At 36.0% G+C, this 16,778-nt stretch carries 14 protein-coding genes; 11 read left to right on the forward strand and 3 right to left on the reverse strand.

Annotated features, from left to right (window positions below; all coding sequences use genetic code 11):
• Positions 1-389: 389 nt before the first annotated feature.
• The 6 genes from ACFQ18_RS07570 (at position 390) to ACFQ18_RS07595 (ending at position 6,848) form a co-directional block, all read left to right on the forward strand.
• On the forward strand, positions 390-1,487 hold the full coding sequence (locus ACFQ18_RS07570; protein ID WP_047183872.1) for a Glu/Leu/Phe/Val family dehydrogenase: 1,098 nt from the start codon (positions 390-392) through the stop codon (positions 1,485-1,487).
• A gap of 102 nt (positions 1,488-1,589) precedes the next feature.
• Positions 1,590-3,014: a dihydrolipoyl dehydrogenase gene (gene lpdA, locus ACFQ18_RS07575; protein WP_204798091.1), complete on the forward strand. Its 1,425-nt coding sequence runs from the start codon at positions 1,590-1,592 to the stop codon at positions 3,012-3,014.
• A 53-nt stretch (positions 3,015-3,067) separates the two neighbouring features.
• Complete coding sequence (locus tag ACFQ18_RS07580) at positions 3,068-4,054, forward strand: thiamine pyrophosphate-dependent dehydrogenase E1 component subunit alpha (protein WP_047183874.1); 987 nt, start codon at positions 3,068-3,070, stop codon at positions 4,052-4,054.
• A 12-nt stretch (positions 4,055-4,066) separates the two neighbouring features.
• Entirely contained in the window at positions 4,067-5,050 is a 984-nt protein-coding gene (locus ACFQ18_RS07585) for an alpha-ketoacid dehydrogenase subunit beta (protein ID WP_047183875.1), read from the forward strand.
• A 16-nt stretch (positions 5,051-5,066) separates the two neighbouring features.
• Entirely contained in the window at positions 5,067-6,308 is a 1,242-nt protein-coding gene (locus ACFQ18_RS07590; protein ID WP_204798092.1) for a dihydrolipoamide acetyltransferase family protein, read from the forward strand.
• Between the two features lie 108 nt (positions 6,309-6,416).
• Positions 6,417-6,848 carry a BrxA/BrxB family bacilliredoxin gene (locus ACFQ18_RS07595; RefSeq protein WP_047183877.1) on the forward strand — a complete coding sequence of 144 codons (432 nt, stop codon included), beginning with the start codon at positions 6,417-6,419 and terminating at the stop codon, positions 6,846-6,848.
• Positions 6,849-6,924: 76 nt separating this feature from the next.
• On the opposite strand, the gene prli42 is transcribed toward ACFQ18_RS07595, so the two are convergent.
• Complete coding sequence (gene prli42 / locus ACFQ18_RS07600) at positions 6,925-7,161, reverse strand: stressosome-associated protein Prli42 (RefSeq protein WP_379566079.1); 237 nt, start codon at positions 7,159-7,161, stop codon at positions 6,925-6,927.
• A 62-nt stretch (positions 7,162-7,223) separates the two neighbouring features.
• Between prli42 and ACFQ18_RS07605 the strand changes: the two genes are divergently transcribed.
• The 5 genes from ACFQ18_RS07605 to ACFQ18_RS07625 all read left to right on the forward strand — a co-directional run bounded on the left by ACFQ18_RS07605 (position 7,224) and on the right by ACFQ18_RS07625 (position 14,200).
• Complete coding sequence (locus ACFQ18_RS07605) at positions 7,224-8,876, forward strand: acyl-CoA mutase large subunit family protein (RefSeq protein ID WP_047183878.1); 1,653 nt, start codon at positions 7,224-7,226, stop codon at positions 8,874-8,876.
• Between the two features lie 16 nt (positions 8,877-8,892).
• Complete coding sequence (gene mce / locus ACFQ18_RS07610; protein ID WP_047183879.1) at positions 8,893-9,720, forward strand: methylmalonyl-CoA epimerase; 828 nt, start codon at positions 8,893-8,895, stop codon at positions 9,718-9,720.
• Positions 9,720-11,270: an acyl-CoA carboxylase subunit beta gene (locus ACFQ18_RS07615; protein WP_047183880.1), complete on the forward strand. Its 1,551-nt coding sequence runs from the start codon at positions 9,720-9,722 to the stop codon at positions 11,268-11,270. The genes mce and ACFQ18_RS07615 overlap by 1 nt, the downstream gene beginning before the upstream one ends.
• 278 nt (positions 11,271-11,548) lie before the next feature.
• Positions 11,549-12,670 carry a M20/M25/M40 family metallo-hydrolase gene (locus ACFQ18_RS07620; RefSeq protein ID WP_047183916.1) on the forward strand — a complete coding sequence of 374 codons (1,122 nt, stop codon included), beginning with the start codon at positions 11,549-11,551 and terminating at the stop codon, positions 12,668-12,670.
• A 273-nt stretch (positions 12,671-12,943) separates the two neighbouring features.
• Entirely contained in the window at positions 12,944-14,200 is a 1,257-nt protein-coding gene (locus tag ACFQ18_RS07625) for a DNA polymerase IV (protein ID WP_047183881.1), read from the forward strand.
• A gap of 179 nt (positions 14,201-14,379) precedes the next feature.
• Here the strand turns inward: ACFQ18_RS07625 and ACFQ18_RS07630 are convergent, their stop codons facing one another.
• The gene (locus tag ACFQ18_RS07630; protein WP_204798093.1) at positions 14,380-15,741 is read right to left on the reverse strand and encodes an aldehyde dehydrogenase; all 1,362 of its coding nucleotides are present in this window, start codon (positions 15,739-15,741) and stop codon (positions 14,380-14,382) included.
• A 15-nt stretch (positions 15,742-15,756) separates the two neighbouring features.
• Positions 15,757-16,677 carry a ribonuclease Z gene (gene rnz / locus ACFQ18_RS07635; protein ID WP_047183883.1) on the reverse strand — a complete coding sequence of 307 codons (921 nt, stop codon included), beginning with the start codon at positions 16,675-16,677 and terminating at the stop codon, positions 15,757-15,759.
• Between the last annotated feature and the right edge of the window lie 101 nt (positions 16,678-16,778).

Here is a 16,778-nt window from a genome sequence, read left to right on the forward strand (position 1 = left end):
TACATTTATGATAGAGCGCCTTTTCTTTTTTTTCTAGAATTTTGTTTCAAATCCCCGAGAACTATTTTACACATAGGGTTAAAAAGGATTGATTGATCAAAAAGTTTAGTGAAAATGATACTTAGGTACTAAGGACCTTCCACTAAGTTCCGTTACGTCCTTGAAAACGACCTTGGCCCTTTTCATCCTCCTTTTTGAACATGTATAAAAGTCTATTATAACTAAATAATCTAATTTTTTTATCGTTTTATTAATAATAAATTAACTTTTAATGATATAATTAATAAATCTGCAGATATTTAAACAATTTAATACTAAAGGGCATAAATAGCCAATACTATTTACAGCCATTTGGCTAAAATTAACAATGTTAATAGGAGTGATTACATATGGCAATATTCGTTGAAATGGAAAAATATGATTATGAACAGGTTTTATTTTGTCAAGATAAAAATTCAGGATTAAAGGCAATTATTGCTTTACATGATACAACGCTTGGACCTGCATTAGGTGGTACACGTATGTGGACTTACGCCACAGAAGAGGCTGCAGTAGAGGATGCATTAAGACTTGCGAAAGGTATGACATACAAAAACGCTGCCGCGGGTTTAGATTTAGGCGGTGGTAAAACTGTTATAATTGGTGATCCTAGAAAAGATAAAAATCCAGAGCTATTCCGTGCATTTGGCCGTTACATTCAAAGTTTAAATGGACGTTACATCACAGCAGAGGATGTAGGTACAACTGTTGAAGATATGGATCTTATTCATTTAGAAACAGATTATGTGACAGGAATTTCACCTGAATTCGGTTCATCCGGTAACCCATCGCCAGTAACTGCCTATGGTGTATATATGGGGATGAAAGCTGCGGCAAAGGAAGCATTTGGAAGTGATTCATTAGAAGGTAAAACAGTGGCAGTTCAAGGCGTTGGTAATGTTGCTTACTCTTTATGTGAACATCTTTATAAAGAAGGGGCAAAAATAATTGTTACAGATATCAATGAACAAGCAGTAAAACGCGCTGCTGAAGCATTTAAAGCAACAGCGATAGATCCAGACGATATTTATGATGTCGATTGTGATATTTATGCTCCTTGTGCATTAGGTGCAACGATTAACGATGAAACGATTCATCGAATAAAAGCTAAAGTCATCGCAGGTTCTGCCAATAATCAATTAAAATTACCAAAGCATGGCGATATGTTACATGAAAAAGGGATCGTTTATGCTCCTGATTATATTATCAATGCTGGCGGTGTCATTAACGTAGCAGATGAATTAAATGGATATAATCGAAATCGAGTAATGAAAAAGGTTGAAATCATTTACCATAACATTAACCGTATTTTTGAAATATCCAAGAAATCAGACATCCCTACATATGTAGCAGCGGATCGTATGGCGGAGGAAAGAATTGCATCCGTTCGCGCTTCAAGAAATCAATTTTTAACTAATGGACACCACGCTTTAAGTAGGAGAAAGTAACATTTTGGCAGATAAGAAAATAAAAGCTTTCTTATCCCGTATAAGTGCAAAGGCGTACGCTAATCTAATAGCGAACGCCAAGTTTTCGAAAGGGTTGATATGATGTCTAACGAATATGATGTTGTTATTCTTGGTGGCGGCACAGGAGGATATGTTGCAGCAATCAGGGCGAGTCAACTTGGGATGAAAGTGGCCATTGTTGAAAAAGAAAAACTTGGTGGTACATGTTTACACCGTGGTTGTATTCCTACAAAAGCATTATTAAGAAGTGCAGAAGTTTATCAGCAGACTAAAAGAGCTAGTGAGTTTGGAATCGAAACGGAGAATACTACTTTTAGTTTTTGGAAGGTTCAAGAGAGAAAAAGCTCTATTATTGATAAGTTACACACTGGTGTAAAAAGTTTAATGAAAAAAAATAAAATAGATGTCTATCATGGTTTTGGTCGAATCTTAGGACCAAGTATTTTTTCACCCTTACCAGGAACTATTTCTATTGAATATAAAGATGGTTCGGAAAATACGATTCTTATACCAAAGTATGTCATTATTGCAACAGGATCGAAACCGAAGATGTTACCGGGACTAAATAATGATGGGGATCAGGTTCTTAATTCAGATGAAATATTATCAATGGATCAATTACCGAAGTCGATCATTATCGTCGGTGCAGGTGTCATAGGCGTGGAATGGGCTTCCATGTTAAGTGATTTTAATGTTCATGTTACATTGGTGGAATATTTAAATCGTATTTTACCAAATGAAGATGACGAAATTACTAAAGAGGTAGAAAAAAGGTTAAGTAATAAAGGTGTTACTATTTTAAAAGAAACGAAAATACTTCCAGAAACATTAGAAAAAAATAAAGACATCAAGATTATGGCAGAACAAAACGGGGAAAAAATTTCATTAGAAGCTGAAAAAATATTAGTTTCTGTAGGTAGAACAGCAAATATTAAAAATATTGGTTTAGAAAACACAGAAATAACTATTGAAAATAGTTATATTCAAACGAATAAATTTTATCAAACGGAAGAATCTCATATATATGCAATTGGCGATGTTATTGGTGGATTGCAATTAGCGCATGTAGCATCTCATGAAGGAATCGTTGCTATAGATCATATTGCTAATAAACAACCTTTGCCAATTAACTATGAACACGTTCCTTCCTGTGTATATTCAAACCCAGAAGTGGCTAGTATTGGACTGACAGAAAGGGAAGCAAGAGATGAAAAAGGTTTTGATATTAAAGTTGGTAAGTTCCCATTTTCAGCGGTTGGCAAGGCACTTGTTTATGGCGAAACAGATGGATTTACCAAAATTATCTCAGACAAAGAAACAAATGATATATTAGGTATTCATTTAGTGGGTCCGCATGTTACAGATTTAATTTCAGAAGCTAGCTTAGCTAAAATACTAGATGCAACCGCATGGGAAATCGGCCAAACGATACACCCGCATCCTACTTTGTCTGAAGTGATTGGAGAAGCAGCATTGGCTGTGGATGGTTTTCAAATCCATCGTTAGGGTAGTATGAATTTTGGCCATAAGTATTGTAATAGAAACGGGGGGACATTTTGATGACGAACCGACATACTAAGTTAGGGTTGTCAGATCAAGAAGTTCTTGATATCTATAAAACGATGTTACTTGCAAGGAAAGTTGATGAAAGAATGTGGTTATTAAATCGGTCAGGTAAGATTCCATTTGTCATATCCTGTCAAGGACAAGAAGCAGCTCAAGTTGGGGCTTCTTTTGCTTTGAATAAGGAAAAAGATTATGTTGCTCCATATTATCGGGATCTAGGGATTGTATTATCTTTCGGCATGACGGTAAGGGATATCATGTTATCCGCATTCGCAAAAGCAGAAGACCCGAATTCCGGTGGAAGACAGATGCCTGGTCATTTTGGACAAAAGAAAAATAGAATTATTACCGGATCTTCGCCAGTAACGACCCAAGTTCCTCATGCAGTAGGATTTGCTTTAGCGGCAAAAATGGAAAAGAAAGATTTTGTTTCATTTGTTACTTTAGGAGAAGGCTCCTCAAACCAAGGTGATTTTCATGAGGGATTAAATTTCGCAGGTGTTCATAAACTCCCAGTAATTACAATGGTAGAGAATAATCAATACGCTATTTCGATTCCTCTCCATAAACAAATAGCAAGTAAAAATGTATCTGTAAGGTCTGTCAGTTATGGAATGGAAGGTATCACTGTAGATGGTAATGATCCACTTGCTGTATACGAAGCTGTTAGAGATGCTAGAGCAAGGGCAATAGCTGGAGAAGGCGGAACATTAATTGAGGCAGTATCGTATCGTTTTACAGCACATTCTAGTGATGATGATGATAATTACAGAGAGAAGGAAGAAATAGAGCAGGCGAAGAAACAAGATGCAATTGTACTATTTGCTAATTATCTTCGGGAAGAAAAGATTTTAACGGTAGAGTTAGAAAAAAAGATGACAGCAGAAATTAACTCGATCGTTAATGACGCTACTGATTATGCAGAAGAAGCGCCGTATTCGATGCCTGAAGATACTCTCAAATACGTTTATGAGGACTAGGAGGGGGAAAACATGCCAATAATGTCTTATATCCAAGCTATAACTTTAGCTTTAAGAGAAGAAATGTTACGTGATGACAAGGTCTTTATTCTAGGTGAGGATGTTGGGAAAAAAGGTGGTGTTTTCCGAGCAACTGATGGGCTCTATGATGAGTTTGGTGAGTATCGTGTGTTAGATACCCCTCTAGCAGAATCAGCAATAGCTGGGGTCGGTATTGGTGCGGCAATGTATGGGATGCGTCCGGTAGCTGAAATGCAGTTTGCGGATTTTATTTTACCAGCAGTAAATCAAATTATTTCAGAAGCTGCTAAAACGAGATATCGTTCCAATAATGATTGGAGTGTCCCAATAACAATACGAGCACCGTATGGTGGTGGAGTTCATGGGGCACTTTATCATTCCCAATCGGTGGAAGCTATATTTGCAAATCAACCAGGCTTGAAGATTGTAATGCCATCTGGTCCTTATGATGCAAAAGGATTATTAAAAGGGGCTATTCGTGATAATGACCCTGTCTTATTTTTTGAACATAAACGTGCATATCGTTTGTTAAAAGAAGAAGTACCGAATGATGATTATGTACTTCCAATTGGAAAAGCTGATATCAAACGTGAAGGTACGGATATTACAGTCATAACCTATGGATTATGTGTCCATTTTGCCCTGCAAGCTGCAGAAAAGCTTGCAGAAGAAGGAATAAGTACCCATATTCTTGATTTACGTACGGTCTATCCTTTAGATAAGGAGTCCATTATTAAAGCAGCTAGTAAAACAGGAAAAGTTCTCTTAATAACGGAAGATAATTTGGAAGGTAGCATTATAGGAGAAGTAGCTGCAATCATTGCCGAAAATTGTTTATTCGATCTTGATGCTCCAATAATGCGGCTAGCAGGACCAGATGTACCAGCAATGCCATATGCTCCAACTATGGAAAAATATTTTATGGTAAATCCAGATAAATGTGAAAAGGCTATGCGTGAGTTGGCCGAGTTTTGAGTGGAGGAGTGTAATAATGGCTTTAGAAAAAATAACGATGCCACAATTAGGTGAAAGTGTTACGGAAGGTACGGTTAGTAATTGGTTAGTTAAAGTTGGAGAAGAAGTAAATAAGTATGATCCAATTGCTGAAGTGCTTACGGATAAAGTAAATGCGGAGGTTCCTTCTTCTTTTACAGGTGAAATTAAAGAACTAGTTGTAAAAGAGGGAGAAACCATTGCTGTTGGCGAAGTAATGTGTACGATTGAAGTAGAAGAAATGAATAAAAAATCAACTCAACAGGCTATAGCTGAAGAGGAAATCCCTGAAATTAAGAATGAATCTAATCAAGAATCTATGAAAAAGAGATATTCCCCAGCAGTATTACGACTTGCCCAGGAAAATGATATTGATTTAGAACAGATTACTGGATCAGGAAAAGGTGGAAGAATTACTCGAAAAGATGTCGAGAAAGTTATTCAAAACGGGGGCCTTCCACAAATGGGTCATGTATCCCAGCCAAAATCCACTATTACTTCAGCACTATTAAATACTTCAACTAATTTAAAGATAAATGAAGGTGACATAGAGATTCCGGTAACAGGAATTAGAAAAACTATAGCGCAAAACATGGTACGTTCAAAACATGAAATACCACATGCGTGGATGACCATTGAAGTAGATGTAACGGAATTAGTTAGTTATCGAAATAAAATTAAAGGGGATTTTCAAGATAAAGAAGGATTTAAACTAACCTATTTTCCATTTTTTGTTAAGGCAGTATCAGAAGCTTTAAAAAAATTCCCACAAGTTAATAGTACATGGCAAAATGATAAAATCATCCAAAGGAAAGATATAAATCTTTCTATAGCAGTAGCCGTGGAGGATCAATTATTTGTTCCTGTAATAAAGAATGCAGATGAAAAGAGTATTAAAGGAATAGCTAAAGATATTCATGATTTGGCAACAAAAGCTAGAAATCATAGTTTGTCTGTAAAAGATTTGGAAGGTGGAACTTTTACTATTAACAATACAGGAATTTTCGGTTCTATTCATTCAATGGGGATTATCAATCATCCACAAGCTGCTATCCTGCAAGTAGAATCTATTGTGAAGCGTCCAGTGATTATAAATAATATGTTCGCAGCACGTGATATCGTTAATTTATGTTTATCGCTTGACCACCGTATTCTCGATGGACTTGTTTGTGGAAGATTTCTAGCTTTTATAAAGGAACGACTGGAAAATATGAACGAAGATAATATCAATATATATTAGGCGCTATTTAATATTCCCTCCTTTAAAGTCTTAATTCATTGAAATTACACTTCAAAGTTGGTAATCTAAATATATGAAACACTTTATTATAAAGGAGTAGGATACGATATGGATTTTAATCTATTTATGAATGACGTAGTTAATGCAGCGCGTGAAGATATAATTGAAGCAGGCTATCAAGAATTAAAAACTCCTGAAGAAGTGGACGCTTCACTAACGAAAGAAGGAACAACCCTAGTGATGATTAATTCTACTTGTGGTTGTGCTGGAGGGGTAGCTCGTCCTGCAGCAAGAAATGCAATTCATTATGATAAAAGACCGGATCACTTAGTAACCGTCTTTGCCGGTCAGGACCCTGAGGCAACAGAAAAGGCAAGAGAGTACTTTGAAGGCTATCCACCATCTTCTCCATCATTTGCTTTATTAAAAGACGGAAAGATTTTAAAAATGGTAGAACGTCATGATATTGAAGGACACAGTCCAATGGAGGTAACAAATAAACTCCAACAATTATTTGACGAATATTGTGAAGAAGTGTAATTTTCAACAAGAGGCTGTTCTTATATAAGGCGGCCTCTTTTATCATAAAAAACCGACTCAATTCTCTTTGGCCGGTTTAGAAATTTATAAAGTATGCTAATCCTGCAGTTATACTAGATAACACCATAGCAATAATCATAATATAAACAATAATTTTTTGCCGTCTTTGACGTTTCGATTTTCCCCGAGAAGTACTATTTTTTATGTTTGTTGCCAAGTCCAAATCCTCCTTTTCATTTAAACTGACTATAAATATTCTAACGTGAAATAAACAATTGGACAAGTGTAAAAGATTTTGGTAGACATATTCCAAAAAATATCTGAAAATAGACTATATGGTTATAATTTCATAAATTACAAATGGGGGTATTGCATATGGAGTTAGATTCCAAAGACTTAAATGCAAAAGAAAGATGGGAGAAAGCCGTATCAAAGGCTACTTCACGTTTTCCAGAAAGAAAAGAAACCTTTACAACTTCTTCAAATATAAAGGTAGATCGACTATATCAACCAAAGGGAGAAGAAGTAAATAAGGAATTAGGATATCCAGGAGAATTTCCGTACACAAGAGGAATTCAGCCAACGATGTACCGTAGTAGATTTTGGACGATGCGACAATATGCAGGATTCGGTTCAGCTGAAGAAACAAATAAACGTTTTCGTTACTTGCTTGAACAGGGGCAGACTGGTCTATCCGTTGCATTTGATTTACCAACACAAATAGGCTATGACTCTGATGATGTCATGTCTGAGGGAGAAGTTGGTAAAGTCGGGGTTGCTATTGATACATTAGAAGATATGGAAAAATTATTAGATGGAATTCCATTAGACAAGGTAAGTACATCCATGACAATTAATGCGCCTGCATCTATTTTATTGTGTATGTATCTTGCTGTAGGGGAAAAGCAAGGAGTACCATTTGAGAAAATTACTGGGACGATTCAAAATGATATCTTAAAAGAATATATCGCTAGAGGAACATACATTTTCCCTCCAAAGCCTTCTATGCGATTAATTACGAATATTTTTGAATTCTGTAACCAATATGTGCCGAAATTCAATACGATTAGTATCTCTGGATATCATATTAGAGAAGCTGGATCCAATGCAGTTCAAGAAGTAGCGTTCACCATTGCTAACGGTATGGCTTATGTAGATGCTGCAATTGAATCTGGATTAAAAGTAGATGACTTTGCACCACGATTAGCATTCTTCTTTAATGCACATAATAATTTTTTTGAAGAAGTAGCTAAGTTCCGTGCTGCTAGAAGAATTTGGGCAAAGATAATGAAAGAACATTATCAGGCAAAAGATCCAAAAAGTTGGAAATTAAGATTCCACACTCAAACAGGTGGTTCGACATTAACTGCACAGCAACCTGATAATAATATCGTAAGGGTAGCAATGCAAGCGCTGTCAGCGGTGTTGGGTGGAACGCAAAGCTTGCATACAAATTCTCGAGATGAGGCGCTATCATTACCGACAGAAGATTCTGCTAGAATTGCATTACGAACGCAGCAGATTATTGCTTATGAAAGCGGTGTAGCTGATACGATTGATCCATTAGCTGGATCCTATTATGTTGAAAATTTAACCGATGAAATAGAGAAAAAAGTTAATAACTATTTAGATAGAATAAAAGAAATAGGCGGGGCCGTACAGGCAGTAGAAGAAGGGTATATGCAAAGAGAAATTCACCATAATGCTTATGAGATTCAAAAAAATATCGAAAAAGAAGAAGAAATTATAGTTGGATTAAATAAATTTACATTAGATGAGGAAGTTGAACCAGACCTCATGAAAGTGGATGAGGCATTAGAAAAAGGCCAAATTAAATCATTGACAAGGATTAAAGAGAAAAGAGATAACGAAAAGGTTGCAAGTGCTCTAGCCGCACTAAGCGAAAACGCTAAAAATGAACGTGCAAATTTATTACCTTTTATTTTGGATGCAGTAAGAGTATATGCTTCTGTTGGAGAAATTTGTAACGTATTACGCGAAGAGTTCGGTGAATATCAGGGAGTTTAATAAGGGGGACAAACAAATGGGGAAAAAAATACGTGTACTAGTTGCAAAGCCGGGGCTTGATGGTCATGATCGTGGGGCATTAGTGATCTCTCAAGCTTTAAGGGATCATGGGATGGAAGTTATTTATACAGGACTTAGACAGTCACCTTTACAAATTGCTCAAGCAGCAATTCAAGAAGATGTCGATGTAGTGGGTTTATCTTCTCTTTCTGGGGCGCATAGAACTTTATTTCCAAAGGTGGTAGAAGAATTAGAGAAGAGAGGTGCTGGGGATATTCCTGTCGTAGGGGGAGGAGTAATACCTAGCGTTGACATTCCTTATCTTTTAGAAAAGGGTGTAAAACGTATTTTTACTAGTGGTTCATCTACAGATTTGCTAGCTAATTACATAAAAGAATTAGTAGATCCACAGACTACGCCAGTTACGGCACCTAAAAAGATCGCCCATATTGGAATAGCAGTTGAGAGCATTGAACAGGCGTCAACCTTCTATCTAGATTCCCTTGGGCTACAATTAGAAGGTGTAGAAGAAGTTCAAAGTGAAGGGGTTAAGGTAGCGTTTATTAAAATAGGTGAAACTCGTTTTGAGTTATTAGAACCCCTTAATGAAGAATCTCCTATACGTAAATTCCTTGATAAAAAGGGAGAAGGACTACATCATATCGCTTTAGAAGTAGATGACATACATGCTCGTCTAGAACAACTTAAGGCGAATGGAGTAGCTTTAATAAATGAAGAGGCAAAATTAGGTGCACATAACAGTCAAATTGCTTTCATTCATCCGAATGCGGCAAGTAAGGTACTTTATGAATTATGTCAATATCCGGAGGGGAGTGAGGCCTAATGGATATTTACGATAAAATTAATGAATTATATGACAAACGTAGGCAAGTAGAGCTTGGTGGTGGAGATGAACGAATTGAAAAACAACACGCCAAGGGAAAAATGACTGCTAGAGAAAGGATTACGTACTTACTTGATGATGGCACATTTGTTGAGCTATATCCATTCATTGAAACACGTGCTTCTGATTTTGGAATGAATAATAACTCTGCTAAAGGTGAAGGTGTAGTTACTGGATACGGTAAAGTAAATGGAAAACCTGTTTATTTATTTGCCCAAGATTTCACCGTTTATGGTGGAGCATTAGGAGAAATGCATGGTAAAAAAATAGCTGCAGCAATGGACTTAGCCGCCAAAAATGGTGTACCTTTTATTGGACTTAACGATTCTGGTGGAGCGCGTATTCAAGAAGGTGTTTCATCACTTGATGGATATGGTCAAATATTTTATAGAAATTCAATATATTCTGGTGTTATCCCACAAATTTCTGTGATCATGGGGCCAAGTGCTGGCGGTGCTGTATATTCCCCCGCTATAACCGACTTTGTCATTATGGTAGAAAAAACATCACAAATGTTTATCACAGGACCAAAGGTTATTGAAACAGTAACAGGAGAGAAAATTTCCTCAGAAGATTTAGGTGGTGCGTTCGTCCATAATGCGAAAAGTGGAAATGCACATTTTAAGGCATCATCAGAGGAAGAAGCATTGGACTTAGTTAGAAAATTGATTGACTATCTCCCAGCTAATTACAAGGAAAAACCTGAAAAGAAACAATATGAACAAATCGATGAAGAATTAAGACCGGATTTAACAGATATTGTTCCATATAGTGCGCTTAGGCCTTATGATGTAAAAAAAGTAATTGACCAAGTGGTAGATGGGGATAGCTTTTTAGAAGTACAACAGGATTTTGCTAAAAATATTGTGGTTGGTTTTGCACGAATCAAAGGTGAAATAGTTGGATTAGTATGTAATCAACCAAAATATTTAGCTGGTGGGCTTGATATAGATTCAAGTGATAAGGCGGCAAGATTTATTCGATTTTGTGACTCATTTAATATCCCATTGATCACGTTTGAAGATGTAACTGGTTTCTTCCCTGGCGTAAAACAAGAACATGGTGGAATTATCCGTCATGGCGCAAAAATTCTTTATGCATATTCTGAAGCAACCGTTCCAAAAATCACGGTTATTACACGTAAAGCATATGGCGGTGCGTACGTAGCCTTAAATAGTAAGTCCATTGGTGCTGATCTTGTCTTTGCTTGGCCAAACGCTGAAGTTGCAGTTATGGGGCCAGAAGGAGCAGCAAATATTATTTTTGCTAAAGAAATTGCTGAGAGTGAAGAACCAGAAAAAGTCAGACAGGAAAAAATAGATACATATAGGGAAAAGTTTGCAAACCCTTATGTTGCTGCGGGTCTTGGAATGATTGACGACGTAATAGATCCTCGAGAAACAAGAATTAAATTAATTCAAGCATTAGAAATGCTGAAAAACAAACAGGAAGAAAGACCAAACAAAAAACACGGAAATATTCCGTTATAGTGCATGTTCAAAAAGGACCGAGTCGGCCTTCCTTAAATTCGTTTCCTGTGCGTCGGAAGTTCGAAGCGGCGATACTCCCAATACTAGAACGTATGCAATTAACACGTTAGTAACGCAAAAGCGAGCGTTCATGCGAAATTCGAAGTATCATTTTCACCGGACTTCTTGAACAACCTCTTATAACTTATTTGAAAAGATATCCATTTTTGGAGATATCTTTTCATTTCTTTTTATAATTGTAGTAACCTAATAATTAGGAGGTTATAGGTATGACAATAATGGTAAACGAAAAACGATTAGTTAATGAATTTTTTGAATTAGTACAGGTAGATTCCGAAACGAAAAATGAAGAAAAGATAGCCGAAGTACTTAAGAAAAAGCTAACTGAATTAGGTGTAGATGTATATGAGGATAATAGTAAAGAAATTACCGGGCATGGAGCTGGTAATTTAATTTGTACGTTAGAAGGAAATAAGCAAGGAGTAGATCCAATTTATTTCACTTCTCATATGGATACGGTTGTACCAGGTGCGAACATAAAGCCATCCATTAAAGATGGATATATTGTTTCAGATGGCACCACCATACTAGGTGCAGATGATAAAGCCGGATTAGCTGCAATCATAGAATCCATTAAGCTCCTAAAGGAAAATAATGTTTCACATGGGGATATCCAGTTTATTATTACAGTCGGCGAGGAATCAGGATTAGTAGGAGCGAAGGCTATCGACAAAAACTTAATTAAAGCTAAATTCGGTTATGCTTTAGATAGTAATGGAGATATTGGTGACATTATAGTAGCTGCTCCCACACAAGCAAAAATTTATACGATAATTAAAGGGAAAACCGCTCATGCAGGAGTAGAACCAGAAAAAGGCATTTCCGCTATAACTCTCGCTGCAAAAGCGATTTCCAAAATGCCACTAGGACGTATTGATGAGGAAACTACTGCTAATATTGGAAGATTTGAAGGTGGAAAACAAACGAATATTGTTGTGGATCATGTAGAAATCTTAGCAGAAGCTAGATCGTTAAAACCAGAAAAAATGGAGAAACAAGTTGCTAAGATGAAAGAAGTGTTTGAGAAAACGGCAGAACAATATGGCGGTTCAGCAGATGTAGAAATTCAAGTCATGTATCCTGGATTTAGCCAAGGAGCAGGCGATGAAGTAGTAGAAGTTGCAAGAAATGCTGCTAAAACAATTGGTCGTCATAGTCGATTACTCACAAGTGGTGGAGGTAGTGATGCGAATATCATTTCTGGTTTCGGAATCCCCACAGTAAACCTTGCTGTTGGATATGAAGAAATTCATACAACCAACGAACGTATTGCTGTAGAAAACTTGGTGAAAATCACGGAATTCGTAGTAGCTATTATAAAAGAAGTTTCGAAAGATTAATCTTTCGAAGCTTCTTTTTTAGTAAACATATATTTGGGTTAATCCACCATTGTTAATGAACCATTTAACATTTTGGGTTATGTTATAATAAAGAAGACTTCCATCAGTGGGCAGGATACCTTCATCCCCACTGATGGTTAGTCGCACTTATCGGACCTTTATGGGCAGCCAGACTCCCACCTACCTTCTTTGTTCTCACGAAGCTTTTAGATCTGAGTCGTACTGCCCGTTTAGGTGGATAAAAGGGAACAAGAAGATAAGGATGTTATAACTATGTCAATTCCGAAACAGAGTAAAAGAAGAATAATATTTCATATCGATATGAACTGCTTTTATGCATCTGTGGAAATGGCTTTTAACCCGAAATTAAAAGGGAAGCCACTTGCTATTGCGGGAAACCCAGAGGAAAGAAAAGGGATTATCGTAACGAGTAGCTATGAAGCAAGGGCAAAAGGAGTAAAAACGACGATGAATGTATGGCAGGCGAAAAAACTTTGTCCTGAACTAATTGTCATGAAACCAAATTTTGATAGATATCGAAATGCATCCAAAGAATTATTTAAAATACTTTCTGATATTACTCCATATGTGCAACCTGTTTCCATTGATGAAGGATATATGGATGTTACAAATACGACATGGAAAGGAACGCCATTAGAATTAGCACAAAATTTACAACAAAGAATTTTAAAAGAGCTTGACTTACCATCTAGTATTGGAATTGCACCAAATAAATTTCTTGCAAAAATGGCTTCCGATATGAAAAAACCTTTAGGGATTACAGTATTAAGGAAAAGAGAATTAGATAAAACATTATGGCCTTTACCTGTTCAAGAGATGTATGGTGTTGGTGAAAAAACTGCAGAAAAATTGCAATCGATAGGAATTAAAACGATTGGTGATTTAGCAAAAAAAGACACATATGAGTTAAAACAATTTTTCGGTATAAACGGGGAAAGGTTAAAAAATAGAGCAAATGGTATCGATCCAAGGCCAGTTGACCCGGATGCAATATATGATTTCAAAAGTATAGGTAATTCACAAACATTACCACATGACACTACGGATATAAAAGAAATAAACAAATTGATGAATGATCTGGCAGATAACGTAGAAAAGAGAATGAAGAGAAAGAATGCAGCTGGGAAAACCGTTCAACTCATGATTCGCTACCACGATCGCAAAACGATAACTAGGAGTAAGAAATTACAAAATTATATCGATTCAAAATTTGATATTTTATTCTTAGCTAATGAGTTATTGGAAGAACATTGGAATCAGGAGCCGATACGACTTATTGGAATTACCGTGCAAGATGTAGAAAATAAACGTAATATAGGTAAGCAATTAGACTTATTTACATATGAAAATGAAGCAAATAAAGAAAAGCTCATGTCTACCATTCATCAATTAACAGAAAAATACGGAGAAAATGTTTTTAAAAGTTTAAATGATAACTTCAAGGAGGTTGATCAGCAACAGCCACGAACAAGTTTTCAGAAAGACTTTCTAGACGACTATAAAAAATAATTGAAAAAGTTAACATTAGAGTGGGGTTGGGACAAATATGTTTTATAAAAAGAAAATCCGAAATTCTGTGGGATTGTTCGTCTTTTTGAGTTAAACATTTCGTTATGTCCCAACCTCTAAAATCAAGTGCAATTAAGTATTTGGCATATCCATTGCTATTACCTTAGTTTTTTATGCTTTTAATGTGTTAATTTTTTTACAACAGAATTAGATATCTTTCCTTTTGGATAACGGAATGGTAAATCAAATTTAGTTGTTTGTTTTAGTATACTTTTTTGGTGGGAGAACGTTTCAAAGCTGTATTTACCGTGATAAGTGCCCATTCCACTAGTTCCTACACCGCCAAATGGTAGATGCGGGTTCGCTAGATGATAGAGTGTATCATTAATCGAACCACCGCCAAACGGAACATATTCAATCACCTGTTGTTGTGTTTGATTGTCTTCACCGAAATAATATAATGCCAAAGGACTTTCTTTTGTTTTAATTTGGTATAAAGGATCATCTAAATTTGAAAAAGTTAATACAGGTAAAATAGGACCAAATATTTCCTCTTGCATGACAGGATCGTTCCATGTGATTTTATCTAAAATAGTTGGTTCTATCATGAGTGCATCTCTATCATAATTTCCACCATGAATGATATCTCCATTTGTTAAGAATGAAACTAAGCGATCAAAGTTTTTCTCGTTAATGATTTTAGTGTATTCATTACTTTTACTATAAAAAGCACGGATGTATCTTTTGGCAGCTTTTAAAAATTTAAATTTTACTTTCTCATGTACATAGACATAGTCAGGTGCAACACAAGTTTGACCAGCATTCGTAAATTTCCCCCAAACAATTCTTTTTGCTGCTAAAACTACATTTGCATCTTCATCTACAATTGCAGGACTTTTCCCACCTAATTCAAGTGTAATTGGCGTTAGATGTTCACTTGCTGCTTTCATTATGATTCTTCCAACTTTAGAACTTCCTGTGAAGAAGATATAATCCAATCGATGTTTTAATAATTCTTCAACTTCTTCTTTTCCCCCTTCGATAACAGTGAAAAATGAACTATCAAAGTACTCTTCTACCATAGTCGCAATTAAAGAGGAGGTCTCTGCAGCCAATTCTGAAGGTTTTATAATGACACAGTTTCCAGCTGCAATGGCGCCTATTGCTGGAGCCAAAGCCAATTGCAAAGGATAATTCCAAGGTGAAATAATTAATGCAACTCCATAAGGTTGATTCATGATATAGCTTGAAGAACCTTTATGGGTAATAGGGCTCGATACCTTTTTTGGCTCCATCCAGTTTCTAAGATTTTTTATAGCAAAATCAATTTCGGAATAGAGAAACCCTAACTCAGTAACTAAAGCTTCATGTTTTGATTTATTTAAATCCTTTTTTAATGCCAGAAAGATATTTTCTTCATTATTTTTGAGCATTTGTTTTAAGTTTCCTAATTGTTTTTTTCGAAACTCATATGTTACGGTATTTCCGTTTAGAAAGTAGGTTCTCGCATTGGATATGATTAATTTCTCGGTTGTTTCCATAAAAATACTCCTCTTTTAATAATCGATTGTTATCTTTTTAAAATCGATTGCTATCTTGGTATCTGGAAAAATTTCTTTTGCTTCATTCAAAAGATAGGTATCATCTTCTTTTTGATAGCGTGATGAAATATGGGTGAGAATTAGATTCTTTACTTTACCTTGTTTTGCCAGTGTTGCAGCCTGTTTAGTTGTTGAGTGGTAGTATTCATGGGCAAGGGCAGATTTTTCTTGATCGAAAGTTGCTTCATGGACCATTACGTTGGAATATTTCACAAATTCTATATGTTCTTCTCGATAACGGGTATCGCCTAGAATGCTTACAACTCTACCACTTTTAGCAGGACCAATGAAATCAGAACGATTTATCACTGTTCCATCTTCTAGTTTGACCTGAGGATTATTTTTTATCTGTTTATAAATCGGACCCGGCATTATTCCGATGTCCTTTAACTTATTAACGAGTAATTCCCCGGGTTTATCTTTTTCAACAATTCGATAACCATAACTATCGATTCCATGATCCAGTTTTTTTGCCAAAACTTTAAATTCATTATCTTCCATTACTACACCCTCGTTTACTTCTACAAAAGTAATAGGATAGGTAAGGTGGGATGAACTTACTTTAAGACTGGTTTCTACATATTCTTTAATTCCACTGGGGCCGAATATCGTTAATTCTGTATTACCTCCCTGAAAAGATCGACTACTTAATAGGCCGGGTAATCCAAAGATATGGTCCCCATGTAAATGTGTAATGAAAATTTTATTTATTTTCCTAGGTTTAATAGATGTATGTAAAATCTGATGCTGGGTTGCTTCTCCACAATCAAACAACCACACGCTATTAATCTCTTGTAGTAATGATAATACGATACTAGTTACATTTCGTTCTTTTGAAGGGACACCTGCACCTGTCCCAAGAAAAATTAATTCCATTTTCTAATCTTCCTCCAACTTTATCACGTCTTAACTTACTGGCCGACTAAAAACTCAGGCGTCTTATTACAATGTTGGTACTAGCATATCTTGTGCGTCGT

Origin of the sequence: Oceanobacillus caeni, from assembly GCF_042678465.1 — a bacterium.
Classification (GTDB): Bacteria; Bacillota; Bacilli; order Bacillales; family Amphibacillaceae; genus Oceanobacillus; species Oceanobacillus caeni.

Coding starts and splice junctions, on each gene's coding strand:
- ACFQ18_RS07605 (WP_047183878.1), top strand. CDS start 7,224: ATGGAGTTAGATTCCAAAGACTTAAATGCAAAAGAAAGATGGGAGAAA.
- ACFQ18_RS07570 (WP_047183872.1), top strand. CDS start 390: ATGGCAATATTCGTTGAAATGGAAAAATATGATTATGAACAGGTTTTA.
- ACFQ18_RS07585 (WP_047183875.1), top strand. CDS start 4,067: ATGCCAATAATGTCTTATATCCAAGCTATAACTTTAGCTTTAAGAGAA.
- ACFQ18_RS07625 (WP_047183881.1), top strand. CDS start 12,944: ATGTCAATTCCGAAACAGAGTAAAAGAAGAATAATATTTCATATCGAT.
- ACFQ18_RS07615 (WP_047183880.1), top strand. CDS start 9,720: ATGGATATTTACGATAAAATTAATGAATTATATGACAAACGTAGGCAA.
- ACFQ18_RS07595 (WP_047183877.1), top strand. CDS start 6,417: ATGGATTTTAATCTATTTATGAATGACGTAGTTAATGCAGCGCGTGAA.
- mce (WP_047183879.1), top strand. CDS start 8,893: ATGGGGAAAAAAATACGTGTACTAGTTGCAAAGCCGGGGCTTGATGGT.
- ACFQ18_RS07590 (WP_204798092.1), top strand. CDS start 5,067: ATGGCTTTAGAAAAAATAACGATGCCACAATTAGGTGAAAGTGTTACG.
- ACFQ18_RS07630 (WP_204798093.1), bottom strand. CDS start 15,741: ATGGAAACAACCGAGAAATTAATCATATCCAATGCGAGAACCTACTTT.
- ACFQ18_RS07580 (WP_047183874.1), top strand. CDS start 3,068: ATGACGAACCGACATACTAAGTTAGGGTTGTCAGATCAAGAAGTTCTT.
- ACFQ18_RS07620 (WP_047183916.1), top strand. CDS start 11,549: ATGGTAAACGAAAAACGATTAGTTAATGAATTTTTTGAATTAGTACAG.
- rnz (WP_047183883.1), bottom strand. CDS start 16,677: ATGGAATTAATTTTTCTTGGGACAGGTGCAGGTGTCCCTTCAAAAGAA.
- lpdA (WP_204798091.1), top strand. CDS start 1,590: ATGTCTAACGAATATGATGTTGTTATTCTTGGTGGCGGCACAGGAGGA.